14 protein-coding genes are annotated in these 15,867 nt (G+C 67.6%); 6 read left to right on the top strand and 8 right to left on the bottom strand.

All coding sequences use genetic code 11. From position 1 onward, the window contains the following. A complete protein-coding gene (locus tag ACFFIO_RS14715) occupies positions 1 to 1,470 on the top strand; it encodes an aldehyde dehydrogenase (RefSeq protein ID WP_378042950.1) in 1,470 nt (489 codons plus the stop codon). 83 nt (positions 1,471 to 1,553) lie between these two features. Here ACFFIO_RS14715 and ACFFIO_RS14720 read toward each other — a convergent pair whose 3' ends face one another. Both ACFFIO_RS14720 and ACFFIO_RS14725 read right to left on the bottom strand, forming a co-directional pair. Then, positions 1,554 to 2,318 carry a tyrosine-protein phosphatase gene (locus ACFFIO_RS14720; RefSeq protein WP_378042952.1) on the bottom strand — a complete coding sequence of 255 codons (765 nt, stop codon included), beginning with the start codon at positions 2,316 to 2,318 and terminating at the stop codon, positions 1,554 to 1,556. Between the two features lie 4 nt (positions 2,319 to 2,322). Continuing rightward, positions 2,323 to 3,507, bottom strand: coding sequence for a thiolase family protein (locus tag ACFFIO_RS14725; protein ID WP_378042953.1), 1,185 nt, complete (start codon positions 3,505 to 3,507; stop codon positions 2,323 to 2,325). Positions 3,508 to 3,684: 177 nt separating this feature from the next. Here ACFFIO_RS14725 and ACFFIO_RS14730 point away from each other — a divergent pair, with 177 nt between their 5' ends. After that, positions 3,685 to 5,355 (top strand): AMP-binding protein, encoded by a 1,671-nt coding sequence (locus ACFFIO_RS14730; protein WP_378042955.1) that lies wholly within the window; start codon positions 3,685 to 3,687, stop codon positions 5,353 to 5,355. Positions 5,356 to 5,440: 85 nt separating this feature from the next. On the opposite strand, the gene ACFFIO_RS14735 is transcribed toward ACFFIO_RS14730, so the two are convergent. The 4 genes from ACFFIO_RS14735 to ACFFIO_RS14750 are packed head-to-tail and all read right to left on the bottom strand — an operon-like array spanning position 5,441 to position 8,707. Then, entirely contained in the window at positions 5,441 to 6,283 is an 843-nt protein-coding gene (locus ACFFIO_RS14735) for an NUDIX hydrolase (RefSeq protein ID WP_378042957.1), read from the bottom strand. Then, positions 6,283 to 7,272, bottom strand: a complete 990-nt coding sequence (locus ACFFIO_RS14740) for an NADPH:quinone oxidoreductase family protein (protein WP_378042958.1) — start codon at positions 7,270 to 7,272, stop codon at positions 6,283 to 6,285. Before ACFFIO_RS14740 ends, ACFFIO_RS14735 begins: the two co-directional genes overlap by 1 nt. Before the next feature lie 50 nt (positions 7,273 to 7,322). Further along, a complete protein-coding gene (locus tag ACFFIO_RS14745; protein WP_378042960.1) occupies positions 7,323 to 7,898 on the bottom strand; it encodes a TetR/AcrR family transcriptional regulator in 576 nt (191 codons plus the stop codon). Positions 7,899 to 7,927: 29 nt separating this feature from the next. Beyond that, a complete protein-coding gene (locus ACFFIO_RS14750) occupies positions 7,928 to 8,707 on the bottom strand; it encodes an SDR family NAD(P)-dependent oxidoreductase (RefSeq protein ID WP_378042961.1) in 780 nt (259 codons plus the stop codon). Positions 8,708 to 8,849: 142 nt separating this feature from the next. Here ACFFIO_RS14750 and ACFFIO_RS14755 point away from each other — a divergent pair, with 142 nt between their 5' ends. Continuing rightward, the gene (locus tag ACFFIO_RS14755) at positions 8,850 to 9,884 is read left to right on the top strand and encodes a phosphotransferase family protein (RefSeq protein ID WP_378042963.1); all 1,035 of its coding nucleotides are present in this window, start codon (positions 8,850 to 8,852) and stop codon (positions 9,882 to 9,884) included. Between the two features lie 176 nt (positions 9,885 to 10,060). Next, the gene (locus ACFFIO_RS14760; protein ID WP_378042965.1) at positions 10,061 to 11,314 is read left to right on the top strand and encodes an acyl-CoA dehydrogenase family protein; all 1,254 of its coding nucleotides are present in this window, start codon (positions 10,061 to 10,063) and stop codon (positions 11,312 to 11,314) included. Between the two features lie 127 nt (positions 11,315 to 11,441). Here the strand turns inward: ACFFIO_RS14760 and ACFFIO_RS14765 are convergent, their stop codons facing one another. Together ACFFIO_RS14765 and ACFFIO_RS14770 are read right to left on the bottom strand one after the other, a co-directional pair. Then, a complete protein-coding gene (locus tag ACFFIO_RS14765; RefSeq protein ID WP_378042967.1) occupies positions 11,442 to 12,608 on the bottom strand; it encodes a LuxR C-terminal-related transcriptional regulator in 1,167 nt (388 codons plus the stop codon). Continuing rightward, positions 12,608 to 13,717, bottom strand: a complete 1,110-nt coding sequence (locus ACFFIO_RS14770) for a LuxR C-terminal-related transcriptional regulator (protein WP_378042969.1) — start codon at positions 13,715 to 13,717, stop codon at positions 12,608 to 12,610. The genes ACFFIO_RS14765 and ACFFIO_RS14770 overlap by 1 nt, the downstream gene beginning before the upstream one ends. Positions 13,718 to 13,841: 124 nt before the next feature. Between ACFFIO_RS14770 and ACFFIO_RS14775 the strand changes: the two genes are divergently transcribed. Next, positions 13,842 to 14,996 (top strand): acyl-CoA dehydrogenase family protein, encoded by a 1,155-nt coding sequence (locus tag ACFFIO_RS14775; protein ID WP_378042971.1) that lies wholly within the window; start codon positions 13,842 to 13,844, stop codon positions 14,994 to 14,996. 42 nt (positions 14,997 to 15,038) lie between these two features. Beyond that, complete coding sequence (locus ACFFIO_RS14780) at positions 15,039 to 15,848, top strand: enoyl-CoA hydratase/isomerase family protein (RefSeq protein ID WP_378042973.1); 810 nt, start codon at positions 15,039 to 15,041, stop codon at positions 15,846 to 15,848. Positions 15,849 to 15,867 lie beyond the last annotated feature (19 nt).

Here is a 15,867-nt window from a genome sequence, read left to right on the forward strand (position 1 = left end):
ATGACCACCGTCGACACCCGACAGACCATCGACTACGACCGAATCTTCCTGGGCGGTGAATGGACCGCGCCCACGACCGGAGACCGCATCCAGGTCCACTCCGCCACCACCCACGAGCTGGTGGGCAGCGTCCCGGAAGGCCGTGAAGAAGACATCGACGCCGCTGTCGCAGCCGCCCGCACCGCCTTCGACGACCCGAGCGGCTGGGCGCACTTCACCCCGACGCAACGCGGAGAGGCGCTCGAGCGCTTCGCGAAGGCCCTGGAAGCCCGTGGCGCGGAGACCGCCCGGCGGGTGACCGTCCAGAACGGCATGCCCACCTGGCTGTCCCAGCAATGGGAACAGGGCTTCCCGCCCATGCTGGTGCGGTTCTTCGTCGACCTGGTGAAGCAGACCCAGGAAGAGATCCGCCCGGGCCTCCTGGGCAAGCAGACCATGGTCATCCGCAAGCCCATCGGCGTGGTGGGTCAGATCGTGCCGTGGAACGTCCCGCAGGCCATCACCTTCCTCGGCCTGGCGCCGGCCCTGGCAGCCGGCTGCACCGTCGTGCTCAAGCCGTCCCCGGAAACCGTCCTGGACGCGTTCCTGCTGGCCGAGGCCGCCGAGGACGCGGGACTGCCGGCCGGCGTCGTGAACGTCATCCCCGGTGGCCGTGAGGTGGGCGCCTACCTGGTGTCTCATCCCGGGGTGGACAAGGTGTCCTTCACCGGCTCTACGGCTGCGGGGCGTAAGGTGGCCGCGGCCTGCGGCGAGCTGTTGCGCCCCGTCACCCTGGAACTGGGTGGCAAGTCCGCAGCCGTGATTCTGGACGATGCGGACCTGGACTCCCAGTTGGAGGACTTCTTCGGCAACACCATGATCAACAACGGGCAGGTCTGCTGGACGTCCACCCGCATCCTCGTGCCCTCGTCACGGTACGACGAGATCACCGGGACCCTGGCGGACCTCTACTCGGGGCTGACGGTGGGGGACCCCCTGGACCCTGCCACGAAGGTCGGCCCCTTGGTCTCCGAGCGACAGCGTGAACGTGTGGAGGGCTACATTGCCGTGGGCAAGCAGGAGGCCCGTCTGCTGGTGGGCGGCGGCCGGCCGCACGGCATCGACCAGGGCTGGTTCGTGGAGCCCACGGTGTTCGCCGACGTCGATCCGAAGGCGAGGATCGCCCAAGAGGAGATCTTCGGCCCGGTGCTCTCGATCATCCGGTACGAGGATGAGCAGCAGGCCACCCGGATCGCCAACGACTCCGACTACGGGTTGGGCGGCTCGGTCTGGACGTCCGATTCGGACCGCGGAGAGGCGTTCGCCCGCACGGTCCGCAGCGGTACCTTCGGCGTCAACGGCTATGCCAACGATCCTGTCGCCCCGTTCGGCGGCGTGAAGGCCAGCGGCCTCGGCCGCGAGTTGGGTCCTGAGGGCCTGGCTGCGTTCCAGGAGATCAAGACGATCTACCTGGACCGTCCGAACGCCTGACGGCCGGGCCCCGAGCGGCCGGTGGCGGGTGCCTGATCACGGCGCCGACCACCGGCCGCCGGTTCCGGAGGCGTCGAAGCAGTTCAGCCGCCGGCGACCAATCGATCGTGGAGGTGGCCGGCCAGAGCCTCGACCTGGGCTCGGGTGCCGTCGTCTTCCCCCGTGGCCGCAGCGGAGGACAGGAACGGGACGACCCCACCGGCGGCGTGAATCCCTCGCAGGAAGGCCACCATGCTGTCGGGATGCGCATGCAGGATCGGATGGTCGGGGTACTCGGTGCTGGGCATCGGCCGACCGGTGGCCTCGGCGTGGCGCCGGTGGACCCCGTCCACGAAATCTGCGGTGCGCGCGTAGTCCTGGACCACCACGTCGTCGGCCGCTCCGAGGAGCAGGAGGATGACGGCGGCCAGGACGCCGGTGCGGTCCTTGCCGGCGGTGCAGTAGAACAACACGCCGCCGTCGGAGGCGGCGATCTCCCGGATGCTGTCCACTAGGACGGCCGAGCGTGCCCTGGCCAGCCGCAGGTACCAGTCGCCCACTCCGTCGTAGTCCGTGATGGAGTCGAACGTGGCGGCCAGGGTGGCCGGGTCGGCTGACTTGCGGGTCATCGGTTGGTGCACGTGCCGGATTCCATTGCGTTCCAGGACGGCGGTGCCGGTCAACTGCACCTCGTCCGGGGCCCGCAGGTCGATGACGGTGCGCAGCCCTTGGCCGTGGAGATCCCGCAGTTGCTCATCGGGGCTGACGGTGATGTTGTCACTGCGCCACAGCCGGTTCTCGGCAATGCGGCCGCCGTCCACCGGCAGCCCGCCGAGGCTTCGAAGGTTTGCCGCCGTGGTCCCCGCCATGGGCTCAAGCCCTCCGCAGGAGGGCGGCCAAGGCCTGTCCGCCGCCGATGCACATGGTGACGATGGCCAACTCCTTGTCCTCCCGGACCAGGGTCTTGGCGGCCCGCAGGGTGAGGATGGCCCCAGTGGCTCCGACGGGATGGCCGAGCGCGATCGCCCCGCCATAGGGGTTCGTCTTCGTCGGGTCCAGGCCGGCGTCACGGATGACCGCGACGGCCTGGGCGGCGAATGCCTCGTTCAGCTCAATGACGTCCACCGACGCCGGGGACGTGCCGGTCATGGCGAACAGCTTCTGCAGTGCCTGGACGGGGGCGTAGCCCATCAGCTGCGGATCCATGGCGGAGGTGGCCACGGCCTCCAGCGTGGCCAAGCCCTGCACCCCGCGGTCCCGGGCCACGGACTCGCGAGCCAGGACGAGGGAAGCCGCCCCGTCGTTGATGCCGGAAGAATTCCCTGCGGTGACGGTGCCGTCCTTCTCGAAGGCCGGCCGGAGCCCCTGGAGGATCTCGACGGTCGTCTCGGGCTTGGGATGTTCGTCCTCGGTGACGGTGAAGGGCTTCCGCCCGGGGACCTCGTAGGCCACGATCTCTTCGGCAAAGGCCGTGCGGGCCTCCGGGGTGGCTGCACGACGCTGCGATTCGGCGGCGAACTCGTCCTGTTCCTGCCGGCTGACGCCGTACTTGCGGGCCACGTTCTCTGCCGTGATGCCCATGTGGATGCCGCTGAAGGGATCGGTCAGGATGGCCACGGTCCCGTCCACGAGGCTCCGGTCACCGAGGCGGTATCCCTCCCGCGCGCCGAAGTCGTAGAAGGGCATCCGGGTCATCGACTCGTTGCCGCCGGCCAGGGCGATGTCCACGCCGCCCCAGTGCATCTGCTGCGCAGCGGACCACACAGCCTGGAGTCCGGATCCGCACAAGCGGTTGACGGTGAAGGCCGGAGTGCTCTCGTCCAGCCCTGCCGCCAAGGCCACGCGCCGGGCGTTGTAGGCGTCCGGACCGACCTGGCCGATGCACCCCATGACCACTTCATCGATCTCGTCTGAGCCCACCCCGGCCCGGACCAACGCCTCCCGGCTGGCCGCCGCGCCGAGCTCGTAACCGGGGACGGTCTTGAAGACGCCCCCGAAGCTGCCGGTCGGCGTTCGAGCACCGTCGAGGATGACGGCCTTGTCTCGGGTGGCTTCCATGGGAGTCCTTCGTCAGGGGAACACGGTGTTGGCGGTGCGCGCCGTGTCCTCCACTGTAGTGCGATCACCTCGAAAAGTCAGACCAAATACGCACATAAATGGTTTCGAAAGCTGGCGTGACGCCTTACTATGAGGTGCATCACACCCCCTTGCCTGTCTCGTCTCCCGGAGGTCCAGATGTCCGCAGTCGCTTATGTTCCAACTCTCGAAGAGCGCTACACGCCTGACCGGATCCGCGCCTTCTATGAGTCAGGCGTGTGGTTCGGGGACAGCTTCTACGGGCAGGCCCGGACCCAGGCCGAGAAGGTGCCGGACAAGGTCGCTTTCTTCGACTCCACGACCTCGCTGACCTATGCACAGTTCAGTGAACAGATTCTCCGGTTTGCCGTGGGCCTGAAGCGGCTGGGTGTCCAGCGCGGCGATCGGGTCCTGGCCCAGGTCCCCAACATCACGGAGTTCCCGGTGATCGCCGGGGCCGTCAATCGAATCGGCGCCATCATCGTTCCGGTCATGCCGATGTACCGGGCCCACGACTTGGAGCACGTCCTCGAGAACTCGGGGGCCGCCGTCGCGCTCTTTGCCCGAGAGTTCAACGGCTTCAGTTACCTGGACATGTTCTCGGAGCTGCAGAAGGATGCCCCGGGCCTGCGCCAGCTGGTCGCCTTGCGGTCCGAGGGGCAGCCGATCGGTAGCGCGGTGACCTACGAATCGCTTCTCGCCGAGGGTGACCTCGAGGCACTTGAGGCCGAGGCCGGCCCGGACAGCTCTCCCGACGAACCGTTCGAGATCGTGTACACCTCGGGCACCACGTCCCGGCCCAAGGGATGCTTCCACACCTTGAACACGGTCCGTTCCAGCGCGGTGCAGATCGTCCGCTCCCTGGACTACTCCGCCGAGGACGTGCAATTCGGCCCGTCGCCGATCACCCACAGCACAGGACTGGTGACCAGCGTGCTGATCCCGCTGTACCTGGGGGCCTCGTCGCATTTCATGGAGAAGTGGGAGCCGACGGACGGTGTCCGCCGCGTCCGGGAGCACCGGCTGACGGCCGCCGTGACGGCCACCCCGTTCCTGCAGATGCTCATGAAGGCCTTCGATCCCGCGAAGGACGACGCGAGTTCCCTGCGCATCTGGGTGTGTGCCGGAGCGCCCATCCCCGGCTCGGTGGTCACCGCGGCCACCAAGATGTTCCCGGACTGCAAGATCCTCAGCCTGTACGGGCGCTCGGAGAACCTGCTGACCACCTTGTGCTCCATCAATGACGCCCCGGAACGGTCCACCACCAGTGACGGTCGGGTTGCCGATCCGTCCGTCGTCCGCGTCGTGGGTTCCGACGGGTCGGAGCTGCCCCGCGGCGAGGTGGGAGACGTGGCCTACAAGGGGCCGTCCCACATGCTCGGCTACTGGAACAACCGGGAAGCCACCGAGGAGCTGTTCACCCCAGACGGCTACTCGCGGTCCGGGGATCTGGGCTTCATGGACGAGGACGGCTTCGTGCGCATCACGGGCCGGTCCAAGGACATCATCATCCGCGGCGGCATGAACATCTCCGCCCGCGAAGTCGAGGACGAACTGCTGCAGAACCCTCAGATCGCGAACGTGGCCGTGGTGGCCATGCCGGACGAAAGGCTGGGGGAGAAGTGCTGTGCCTTCGTGGTCCCGGCCGACGACGGCAGCGCGCCTGATTTGGAGACGATCGTCGCCTTCCTGAAGGATCGCGGGATCGCCAACCAGAAACTCCCCGAACGTCTGGAGATCGTCGAGGAACTCCCCACGACGGCGACCGGCAAGATCCAGAAGCACATCCTGCGCGCGCAGATCGCCGAGAAGGTGAAAGCCGGAGTCTGAGCACACAGGTCCGTCCGGGGACTCGTTCCCGGACGGACCCGCGTGGACGCCTCTGGGCTGAACGCTCGGAAGGGCCGCGCCCGGTTCAGCGGTGGTGTGGCGAGTCCGCGTAGTAGCCGTCCTCAAGCCAGAACCGCACCCGTAAGGGGCTGGAATCGGGCACGAGCTCGGGCAGGACGGGTGCGCCGTCGGCGATGGCTTCAAGGGCCTCTGTCACCGTGCCGAACTGCCGCAAGTGATGGAACTGTGCCCAGGTCGGCGGCATGAGCATGGTGTCGCCGTCGCGGAACTTCTGCAGGGCCGTCGCCGCGTCCATCCACTGGACCGCACTGGCCTCGCCGCTGGCCTGACGGGGTTCCTGGCCCTGTGGCAGGGCGGCGAGGAAGAACCGGGTGTCATAGCGGCGCGGCTCGCCGACCGGGGTGATCCAGCGGGAGAGCGGCCGCAGCAGGGACACATCCGGAACGAGTCGGTGGGAGGCGAGGAACTCGGCGAAGGAGAGCTCGCGTGATTCCAGGCGTGCCCGTTCCTCCTCAAAATCACGTGGATCGGCCAGGGTGCGGCCGCAGCTGGGCCGGGCCAGCAGCACCCCGCACTCCTCGAAGGTCTCTCGGATGGCCGCCGCCAGCAACTGCCGGGCCAGAGCCGGATCCGGACCCAGCATCGGCACCCATGGATCCAGGTCGGTTCCGGCCCAGAACTGCTCCGGGAGGTCGTCGCCGGGGTCGACCCGTCCGCCCGGGAAGACCGTGGCACCGGCGGAGAAGGCCATGGAGGTGGCCCGGGTCAGCGTGAAGGCCTCCGGACCCCCGCCCGCATCCCGCAACAGGACGACGGTGGCCGCATCGCGCACCGGAGCCGGATCGGCAGCAGGGGCCTTGTACTCCGGGTACGGTGGCGTCCTGGAGGCCTCGTACGGAATGGACATCAGGACTCCTTGACGGTGACGACGACTTTGCCGACCGCGGTGCGGTTCTCGAGCGATTCGAAGGCCCTCGCCGTGTCCGCCATCGGGTAGGTGTTCTCCACCGCGGGACTCAGCCGGCCGGCGTCGAGCAGATCCTGGACCCCGTGGCGCACCCGCTCCAGGGTTCCGGGGTGCTCCTTCTCCATGACGTCCATGGCGATCCCCGTCAGGGTCAGGTTCCGCAGCAGCAGGCGGTTCACCTTGATCTCCGGGATGGTGCCACCGGCGAAGCCAACGACCACTCCGGTGCCGCCGATGGCCAGGGCGCGGACGGTGTCCAGGAAGCCGTCCCCACCCACCATGTCGATGAATCCCGCTACGCCGCGGCCGTCTGTGAGGGATTTGACCTCCTCCAGCCATGCGCCGGTGGAGCGCACCACGTGCGTGGCTCCGGAGTCACGGGCCACCCGCTCCTTCTCGTCGGTGGATACCAGGGCGATAGTGGAGATCCCCTGGGCGCGGGCGATGTCCAGCACCGCGGTGCCGACGCCGCCGGCGGCACCGGTCACCAGCACCATCCCACCCGGCTGCACCCTGGAGCTCTCGAGGGCATACCAGCCGGTGGAGTAGTTCATGTAGACGCCCGCCGCCTGGACGTAGTCCATGGATTCGGGGATCCGGACCAGGTAGTCCTCGATGGCCAGGGCCCGTTCGGCCAGGGCGCCCTGCCACACGATTCCCGCGACCCGGTCGCCGGTCCGCAGCTGCGAGTCCTGAGGAGCCTCGAGCACGACGCCGGCCAGCTCGCTTCCCGCGATATAGGGGGCTTCCAACCCCGACTGGTACTTACCCCGGGTCTGCAGCGGATCGATGAAGGATAGGCCCACGGCGTGGACGTCCACCAGGACCCTCCGCCCCTCAGCCCGGTGGTGGGCGCCTTCGGGCTCCGGGACCTCCTCCACGCGGGCGGCGGTGGGTCCGGTGAGCTCGGGGATGACGACTGCCTTCATGCGGGTCTCTGCTTTCCTCCCGCCCGGAGGCGGGATGCATCGGTGCGGGCCTAGCCCGTGGTGACGGAGGGGATGGGTCGCTCCAGGGTGGCGAGGGCCCCTTGAAGGAGGGTGAAGAGGTGGTCCTCCACGACCGCGCCGCGGAGGGTGCGGCCCGGCCAGGACGTCATGGAGAAGATGGCGCCGAGAACGGACTGGACGGACTGGGCCGTGCGGTCCTGGCCCAGTCCGGGGTAGCGCCGTTGGAACAGGAACTCCCACTTCTCGATGTACTGGCGCTGGCGGCGGTCGAAGGGGCGCTTCCAGGGGTCCGAGAGCGAACGGACCTCCCGCTGGTACAGGCCGACGAGGTGTCCCTTGGTGGCCGAGAAGTGGATGTGGTGCCGCAGGGCGCGGTCGAGGTCCAGGGCCGGATCCTCATGGATCGAGATGGTGGCCGTCATCAGCTCGTCCAGCGCCTCGTTCAACAGGGTGGCGAGGATCTCGTCCTTGCCGGAGAACGATCGGTACAACGCCGGGCCGCTCAGTCCGGCGCGACGCCCCAGTTCGTCCATGCTGACGCCATGGAAACCCTTCTCAGCGAAGGCGCCGGTGGCGGCACTGAGGATCGTCTGTTCCCTGCCCATAGAGGGAGACTATCCGTGATAACGACCGTTCACAACAGCAAGACGCCTCCATCCACGGGGATGCTGGTTCCGGTGATATAGGAGGAGGCATCGCTGGCCAGGAACACCACCGTGGTGGCGATGTCCTCGGGATCCCCGATGCGTCCCAGGGGGATGCGGGCGTCGATGATCTTGCGCTGATAGTTCTCGCTGTAGTGGGCCGTGGCCTCCGTGGGGAAGACTCCGGGCATCAGCGCATTGACCCGGATCCCACGGGCTCCCCATTGGGCCGCCAGATCCCGGGTCAGGCCGAGGACTCCGGCCTTCGAGGCGCTGTAGGCGGCCGCCGGCATCCTCGCGGTGGTCACCGCCATCACCGAGGAGAAGTTGATGACCGATCCGCCATCCGCCAGATGCCGTCCCGCGGCCTGGGCCATCCAATAGGAACCGTTGAGGTTGATGTCCATCACCGAGAGCCACTGCTCCGGCGGATCCTCGGTCGCCTCGTGGTACTCGCCACCGACTCCGGCGTTGTTGATCAGGATGTCCACGCGGCCGAAGGCCTCCTGTGCGGCATCCGCCAGGGCGAAGCAGGCGTCGCGGTCGGTGACGTCCGTCGGCACGGCCACGCAGCGGACCCCGAGGGCCTCCACGGCCCTGCGGGTCTCGTCCAGCCGGTCGGCCCGGCGGGCGCCGATGGCCAGATCGGCACCCGCAGCGGCGAGCCCCAAGGCGACGGCCTCGCCCAGGCCGGACGAAGCGCCGGTGACGATGGCCGTCTTGCCGGCCAGGGAGAAGCGGTTGCGGAACCGTTCGGGAGAGTAGTCCATGGCTCCAGTGTCCGCGGCCCGCAGGTCGGCGGCCAGGGGATGGCCGGTCCCCCACTGTGGAGTTCTCCATGACCGGGCCGGGGCGGGCCTTGCCCGGCGCGGTCCGGTGCCGGACAGTGGCAGGGTGACTGGACGTGCTCAGGTGTTCGCAGAATCCGCCGTGGTTGAACGGGTGGCCGCCACTGCGCGGAATGCTGCCCCGTGGGCCGGAGTTGGGCCAGCCCCGGAGGTGGCCGGGATGCGGCGGCTGCCGGGTGGGGTCTCGAGCCTGACCTACGCGGCCGAGATCCGCGCCGGGGGTGCAGACGGGTACCCCGTGGTCATCAAGATCGCCCCGCCGGGGCTGGACCCCGTGCGCAACCGGGACGTGCTGCGGCAATCCCGGCTGATGGCCGCGATCGGGGCCACCGGCGCGCTGCCGGTCCCGCGCATCCTGATGGACGACGACGGCGACCCGCCCCTGTTCGTCATGGACCTCGCCCCCGGGCAATCCTATGAGCCGTTGCTGGACGTGGCCGAGAACCCTCCCCCGGCCTCGGTGGTCCGTGAGCGGGCCCTGGTGGCGGCGGCATCCCTTGCCGGTCTCCAAGGCCTGGACCCCGTCCTCGCCGGGGCGGGGGAGCCGGTTCTCGGCCTGCGAACGGAACTGGACCGCTGGGAGAGGCTGCTGCAGACGGTGCCCGATGAGATCGTCCCCGGCCACGCGGAGCTGTACCGCAGGCTGGCCGCAGCCGTCCCGACTGACGCGGCACCGGTGCTGGTCCACGGGGACTACCGGCAGGCCAACATGCTCTTCGAGGGTCCCGTGCTGAACGCCGTGATCGACTGGGAGATCTGGTCGGTGGGCGATCCACGACTCGATCTGGCGTGGCTGCTGATGCACACGGCCCCCGCCCACCGCTACGCGCGGACGCGGCCGGCGGCGGACCAGGAGGCGGGCGCCGGGATGCCGTCACGGAAGGAGCTGGTCTCGGCGTACTTGGAATCCGGCGGGCCCGCTCGGCCGGACGACCTGCCATGGTTCCTCGCCTATTCGTATTACAAGGTCGCCTCCACCCTGGGAGTCATCGTCAAGCGGAGCCGGAAGGACGCGGAAATGCCCGAGCACCTGCTGGCGGCAGCTGACAGCCTGCCGGACGTGGTGACCCACGGTCTGGAGGCGCTGAGCGGGAGGTGACCGGCCGGCGTCGCCTCCCGCCACTGGAGAAGCCCACACCTGGGAGGATCGAGGCAGGGGCCTGAAGCCGACCGCGGGCCCTAGGGTCGCAGCAGATCATCCCCGTCACACCGGACGGGCACGCCGGGCCCACCTGCCCCACGGGTACACCGGCACCATCCCCACGAGAGGACCCCATGGATTGGTCAACACCCGCACCCCTGCAGGACCTGCTGGACCGCCTGGATGCCTTCATCGACGCTGAGATCGCCCCGTTGGAGCAGGAACACCCGCAGTTCTTCGATCACCGCCGGGAATACGCACGGACCGACTGGGACCGCGACGGGGTCCCGGCCCGGGAATGGACGGAACTGCTGGGGGAGATGCGCCGCCGGGCCGACGCCGCGGGGTTCTACCGTTACGGACTCCCGGCGGCACTCGGTGGGCAGGACGGTTCGAACGCGGACATGGCCCGCATCCGGGAGCACTTGCTGGCGCGTGGACCGGGCCTGCACTTCCCCCACAATGACGAGGCCTCGGTGGTGGGCAACCTTCCCCTGGCCCTGGTGCTGCACGAGTACGGAACTCCCGAGCAGAAGGAGACGTACCTGCACCGCTATGTCAACGGGGAGATCGAGATTGCCTTCGGTCTCACCGAACCGGGCCACGGCAGTGATGCCACGTTCCTGGAGACCACGGCCCGCCGGGACGGCGACGACTGGATCATCCAGGGGGCCAAGCGTTTCAACAGCCTGTCGCACGCCGCGGAGGTGGACGTGGTCTTCGCCCGGACCTCGGGGGAGGACGGGAAAGCCCAGGGGATCACCGCATTCCTCGTCCCCACGGCATCGGAGGGGTTCGAGATCCCCTTCAACTGGTGGACTTTCAACATGCCGAGCGACCACCCGGAGGTCCACCTGAACTCCGTTCGGGTGCCGAACTCGGCGATCCTCGGCGAAGAGGGCCGGGGTCTGGATCTGGCCCAGCTGTTCGTCCACGAGAACCGCACCCGGCAGGCGGCATCCTCTCTGGGTGCGGCCCAGTTCTGCATCGATGCCTCCGTGGCCTACGCCCAGGAACGCACCGTGTTCCGCAAGCAGCTCCACGAACACCAGGGCATCCAGTGGCAGCTGGTGGACCTCAACACCGAGGCGGAGATGGTCCGCAGCCTGCTCTACCGGACGGCCGCCCTCATGGACGAGGGCGGCAAGACCAGTGCCAGCCCGCTGGTGTCCATGGTGAACCTGCGGTCCAATCAGCTGGCCTGCAACGCCGCGGACCGGGCGATCCAGATCCACGGGGGCACCGGGTACACGCGGCACCTGCCGTTCGAGCACATCTATCGGCACCACCGGCGGTACCGGATCACCGAGGGGGCCGACGAACTGCAGAAGCGGCGCATCGCCAGCACCATGTTCGACTTCCGCTCCACTCGGCCCGCCACGACGTGAGGCGGACCCACACCCCGACGTTGAAGTACACCTGGCCAGACAAGCCGGCCCAGGGTACCGACGTGATTGGATACCACCCCCACCAGGGCCTGGCCAGCCTGCCCTGGCGATGCCTTCACCGCGGCTTTCAGCGCTGCACCCTTCTGCCGCTTGAGCCTGAGGTATCGGCCACTCCCTGGTAGCGGGCAATGAGTTCTGTGCGGTTGACAGCACCGAGTTTCCGCATGGCATGGCGCACGTGGGTCTTGACGGTGCTCGGTGTGACGGCCAGTTGGGCCGCGATCGCCGGGTTGTCGTGACCGAGCACCAGCAGTCTCATCACGTCCCGCTCCCTCTTCGTGAGCGACTTGTCCCAGCTCGACGACAATTCGTTCAGGGGAAGATCGATGGCCGACACCGTGTCCGCATGGGATCGCCCGGCCAGGCGAACGAGGTCCACACCGGTGTCGAGCGAGCTCATGATCCGCTCCATGGCGCCCATGGTGGCGCGCATAGTCTTCCGCTGCGACCGGAAACGGTCGTACAGGAGCTCACGCTCGAGGATGAGACCGAACCCCGAGGCGAAACGTTGCACACGTTCACGGTGTTCGTCCGGTGGGACCATGCTCCTCGAGGGCCAGGTGAGGTAGAGGAGTGCCACCGTATCCGGACCGATGAGGATCGGGGCCATGATGTACGGCGCTGACGTCGTCAGCTGGCGGAAGGCCTCGGGCAGTTCCTCAAAGTCCCCGGAGCGGGCCTCCAACGCCACGGCCCCGCCCTCGCGGATGACCTCGGACTCCACGGGCAGGCCAGCCAGCGGAGTTCCGCCCGAGGGGGCCGTGTCCGGCTGACTGGACCGAGATCCCCGCGGATGCCCGGGCCCAGGGGACCAGGTCCCCGCCGACAGGTGCGCAAGCAGAGCCATGTCACATCCGAAGGCGCGGGCCGCCTCGGGGCAGACCAGCTCGACCAGCTCCGACCGGTCCCTGCACCCGTTCAAGGTCTCGAGGGCGGCGGCCACTGCGCCGTCCAGGATGGCCAGCGCCCGGACCCGGTGATGAGCCCAGTGCTCCAGAACATCGATGACCTCCAGGAGGGCCTGCTCATGGTCGTGCTGGCCGTCAGCGGGCGGCCGCGACAACTGGTCGAGGACGAGCCCCAGGGACTCGGTGACCTCGCCTGGACCCTTCCGCAGACCGTGGACGCTGTTCGGTTCGACGTCCCCCAGGTCGGCTAGCCGGTCGGCCAGGTTCAGGAGATCTGCGCGTAGTTCACGGACGGAGCGGTATCCCGGGTGCCGTGCCGCAGCCACTATGACTCCCGTTCCTCGGCGGTGGCTCTCAGTTGGAGATACGTGGCCACCGCGGCCGATCGGGAGGAAACCTTGAGCTTCCGCATCACATTGGTGACGTGGCTCTTGACGGTGTCGGGGGAGAGCACCAATTCCTGCGCGATGGCCCGGTTCGATGCACCGGTGGACAGCAAGGTGAGCACTTCTTGTTCGCGCTCGGTGAGGCGAGCCGGACGTGCCGCTGCGCCGTGACGTCCGGGCGAATCCGCAGGAGAGGCAGATTCCTCCGGTTCGGGGAACGTGTCCAGGGGTGACCCGGCGAGTGCACGCAACGCGTCGTCGGTCTCGGCAAACAGGTCGGCTGCCCGTGCACTCTGGCCCTCCAGACGTTCCCTGAGCACGGCGCATTCGAACAGGATCCCGAAACCGGAGGCGAATCGGGTCAGGCTGTCCAGATCGCCTGACGTGACCGGGGTGGCCTGCCCCTGCCGGTCGGCGTGGAGGAAACCGATCACCCGGCGGTTGGTGGCGATGGGAGCGGCAATATAGGAATCACTCCCGGTCACGCGGATGAGCGGCTTGTAGGTTCGTGGATCCGTCTCGGCATTCTCCACCATGACTGGAACCCGCCGGCGAACCATCTCCGTCTCCAGCATCATCCGTGCCAACGGGATCTCATTGCCGTCCTGGGCGAAGCGTTCGAACTCATCGGAACCGATCACGGACTGCGATCCTGCCCGAATCGTGTCAGGCAGCCACCGTGAGCCCTGTGCCGACGAGATCATCACCCGAGTGAACCCGCAGGCCTCCCGCAACTCGGCGGGGGCGCGACGGGAGACCTCGCCGCTGGACGGCAGGGTCTTCAGCTGATCGAGCGCCGTTGAGATCCGCTGATCAAGGGTGCGCCGGATCGTCAGGTCTGCCGTGGCTATGGCCCGTTGTTCCCCGGCCACAGCTGCTAGGAGGGGCAGCTGATCTCCGGATCCGCTCCCGGAGCCGATGGCGGCGCGCAAGTCCGCATGGAGTTCCTCAAGGCAACGGCGTTCGTCCGGGCCGAGAAAGGCCGAATCCCGGAGCGCATCCAGCCGCGCCCGGCGTACCGCGGCGATGCTGCCATGGACCGTCATCATCCTCACAGGCTACCTAGAGCAACACTGATGGGGGAGTCTTCTCCCCCTTTGGTATGAAGAATTGGCATCGATCCCCGCCTAGGTTGAGTGACGTACCTCATATCAAATCCAAGGAGCCCCGGTCATGTCGCCATCCCTGAACTTTGCGATCGACGACGAGCAACAGGCACTGGTCGACGTGGCTCAGCAGTTCGGGGAACGCCGTCTGGCCCCGTTCTACAAGCAGCGCGAGCGAGAAGGACGATTCGACAGCGACACCCTCCTGGAGATGGGGGAGCTGGGCCTCTTCGGTATCGAGCTGGATGAGGACTTCGGCGGACTGGGTTTGGACTGTGTCACCTCCGGACTGGTGTTGGAGACGCTGTGTCGCTCCGACTACAACATCGGCCAACTGATGGTGACGATGTCCTTGGCCGGGGTCATTCTCTCCAGGCATGGTGATCCTGAGGTTGTCGCCCCCTGGCTGCGGGGCATGGCCGCAGGCCGTTCCCTTCCTGCGATCGCCCTCACCGAGCCCGGTGGTGGCTCTGACGCCGCAAACCTCTCCCTGAAGGCCCACCGGGAGGGGGACCACTACATCCTCGATGGTGAGAAGACGTCCACCAGTTTCGCGACCCAGGCCGACTTCGCGGTGGTGTGGGCCCGGACCGGTGGCCCCGGCCCCAAGGGCATCAGCGCCTTCCTCGTCCCCGTCGACAGCCCCGGTGTCTCCACCAGCGCCTTTGACGATCTCGGGGGTCGTGCTGCCGGCCGGGGCGCCATGCATTTCGATCAGGTCGCTGTCCCCACCTCGCACCTCATCGGTGCGGAGAACCAAGGCTTCGTCCAGGTCATGCAGGGCTTTGACTACAGCAGGGCCCTCATCGGCCTGCAGTGCCTGGCGGTGGCCCGGCAGTCCCTTGACGAGACGTGGGTCTCGGCCGCGGAGCGCCAAAGCATGGGCAAGCCTCTGACGGCGCATCAGGGCGTCTCCTTTCCGCTGGCCGAGGCCGAGACCCATGTGGAGGCGGCCCGGCTGCTGTGCCTGAAGACTCTCTGGCTGAATGACCAGGGGCTTCCCCACACCTCGGAGGCGGCGATGTGCAAGTGGTGGGCCCCCAAACTGGCTTTCGAAACCGTCCAGACCTGCCTGCTGATCAACGGCCACGGCGCCTATACGGAGGAGATGCCGTACGAACAACGTCTTCGTGACGTTCTCGGACTGCAGATCGGTGATGGAACCGCACAGATCATGAAGCTCGTCATCGCTCGGCAGAAGGTCGGCCGGAAATTTGTCTAGCCGAATCTGTCAGGGCCTGGAACCACCACAAAGGAGAAGCGCATGAGCAAGATCATCTATGAGAAACGTGGCGAAATCGCCTACATCACTCTGAACCGACCGGAGGTCCACAACGCGATCGACACGGAGACGGACGACCTGCTTTTCGAAGCGTGGTCGGAGTTCGCGCGTGATCCTGAGGTACGGGTCGCCATCCTCACCGGTTCCGGCGAGAAGTCCTTCTGCGCCGGCGCTGACTTGAAATCCCACGTGGATCCTTGGCTGGAGGCCGGACCCGAGCTGGGCAGGAGCCTGCTGGACCGAGGCTTCGCCGGAGGCATCACCCGGGGCCTGCACCATACCCGCAAGCCGATCATCGCAGCCCTCAACGGTTGGGTGATCGGTGGCGGCATCGAACTTGCACTGGCCTGTGACATCCGCATCGCCTCTGACAACGCCAACTTCGGGTTCTTCCATATGCGCCGCGGCATGCACTTCGCCGACGGAGGAATCGTCCGCCTCGTCAACACCTGCGGGGTCGGCATCGCCATGGAGCTGGAATTGATGGGTGAACCCATCGACGCCGAGCGGGCCAGGGAGGTCCACCTGGTCAACCGGGTCGTGCCCCAGAACGAGCTGATGTCCACGGCCGAACACATCGCCTCGAAGATCCTTCGAAACCCGCAGGTCGCTGTCGAATCCGCCAAGGAGACGATCCTCGAAGTGGTCGGCCGACCACTGGACGACCAGCTGCGTCTGGAATGCCTCTATGGCTACTCGACGATGGGCAACCCCGAGATCCACGACAAGAAGAAGCAGTTCCTCGACCGGACCGACGAGGACCGCGCCACCGCGCAGACACCGGCCCACTGACCCAACTCGCATCTCGACT

Source organism: Citricoccus parietis, assembly GCF_042433045.1.
In the GTDB taxonomy this organism is placed as follows: Bacteria; Actinomycetota; Actinomycetes; order Actinomycetales; family Micrococcaceae; genus Citricoccus; species Citricoccus parietis.

Bases quoted from the DNA above. Each gene is read 5' to 3' on its own strand.
- ACFFIO_RS14715 (WP_378042950.1), top strand. From the start codon at position 1: ATGACCACCGTCGACACCCGACAGACCATCGACTACGACCGAATCTTC.
- ACFFIO_RS14720 (WP_378042952.1), bottom strand. From the start codon at position 2,318: ATGGCGGGGACCACGGCGGCAAACCTTCGAAGCCTCGGCGGGCTGCCG.
- ACFFIO_RS14725 (WP_378042953.1), bottom strand. From the start codon at position 3,507: ATGGAAGCCACCCGAGACAAGGCCGTCATCCTCGACGGTGCTCGAACG.
- ACFFIO_RS14730 (WP_378042955.1), top strand. From the start codon at position 3,685: ATGTCCGCAGTCGCTTATGTTCCAACTCTCGAAGAGCGCTACACGCCT.
- ACFFIO_RS14735 (WP_378042957.1), bottom strand. From the start codon at position 6,283: ATGTCCATTCCGTACGAGGCCTCCAGGACGCCACCGTACCCGGAGTAC.
- ACFFIO_RS14740 (WP_378042958.1), bottom strand. From the start codon at position 7,272: ATGAAGGCAGTCGTCATCCCCGAGCTCACCGGACCCACCGCCGCCCGC.
- ACFFIO_RS14745 (WP_378042960.1), bottom strand. From the start codon at position 7,898: ATGGGCAGGGAACAGACGATCCTCAGTGCCGCCACCGGCGCCTTCGCT.
- ACFFIO_RS14750 (WP_378042961.1), bottom strand. From the start codon at position 8,707: ATGGACTACTCTCCCGAACGGTTCCGCAACCGCTTCTCCCTGGCCGGC.
- ACFFIO_RS14760 (WP_378042965.1), top strand. From the start codon at position 10,061: ATGGATTGGTCAACACCCGCACCCCTGCAGGACCTGCTGGACCGCCTG.
- ACFFIO_RS14770 (WP_378042969.1), bottom strand. From the start codon at position 13,717: ATGATGACGGTCCATGGCAGCATCGCCGCGGTACGCCGGGCGCGGCTG.
- ACFFIO_RS14775 (WP_378042971.1), top strand. From the start codon at position 13,842: ATGTCGCCATCCCTGAACTTTGCGATCGACGACGAGCAACAGGCACTG.
- ACFFIO_RS14780 (WP_378042973.1), top strand. From the start codon at position 15,039: ATGAGCAAGATCATCTATGAGAAACGTGGCGAAATCGCCTACATCACT.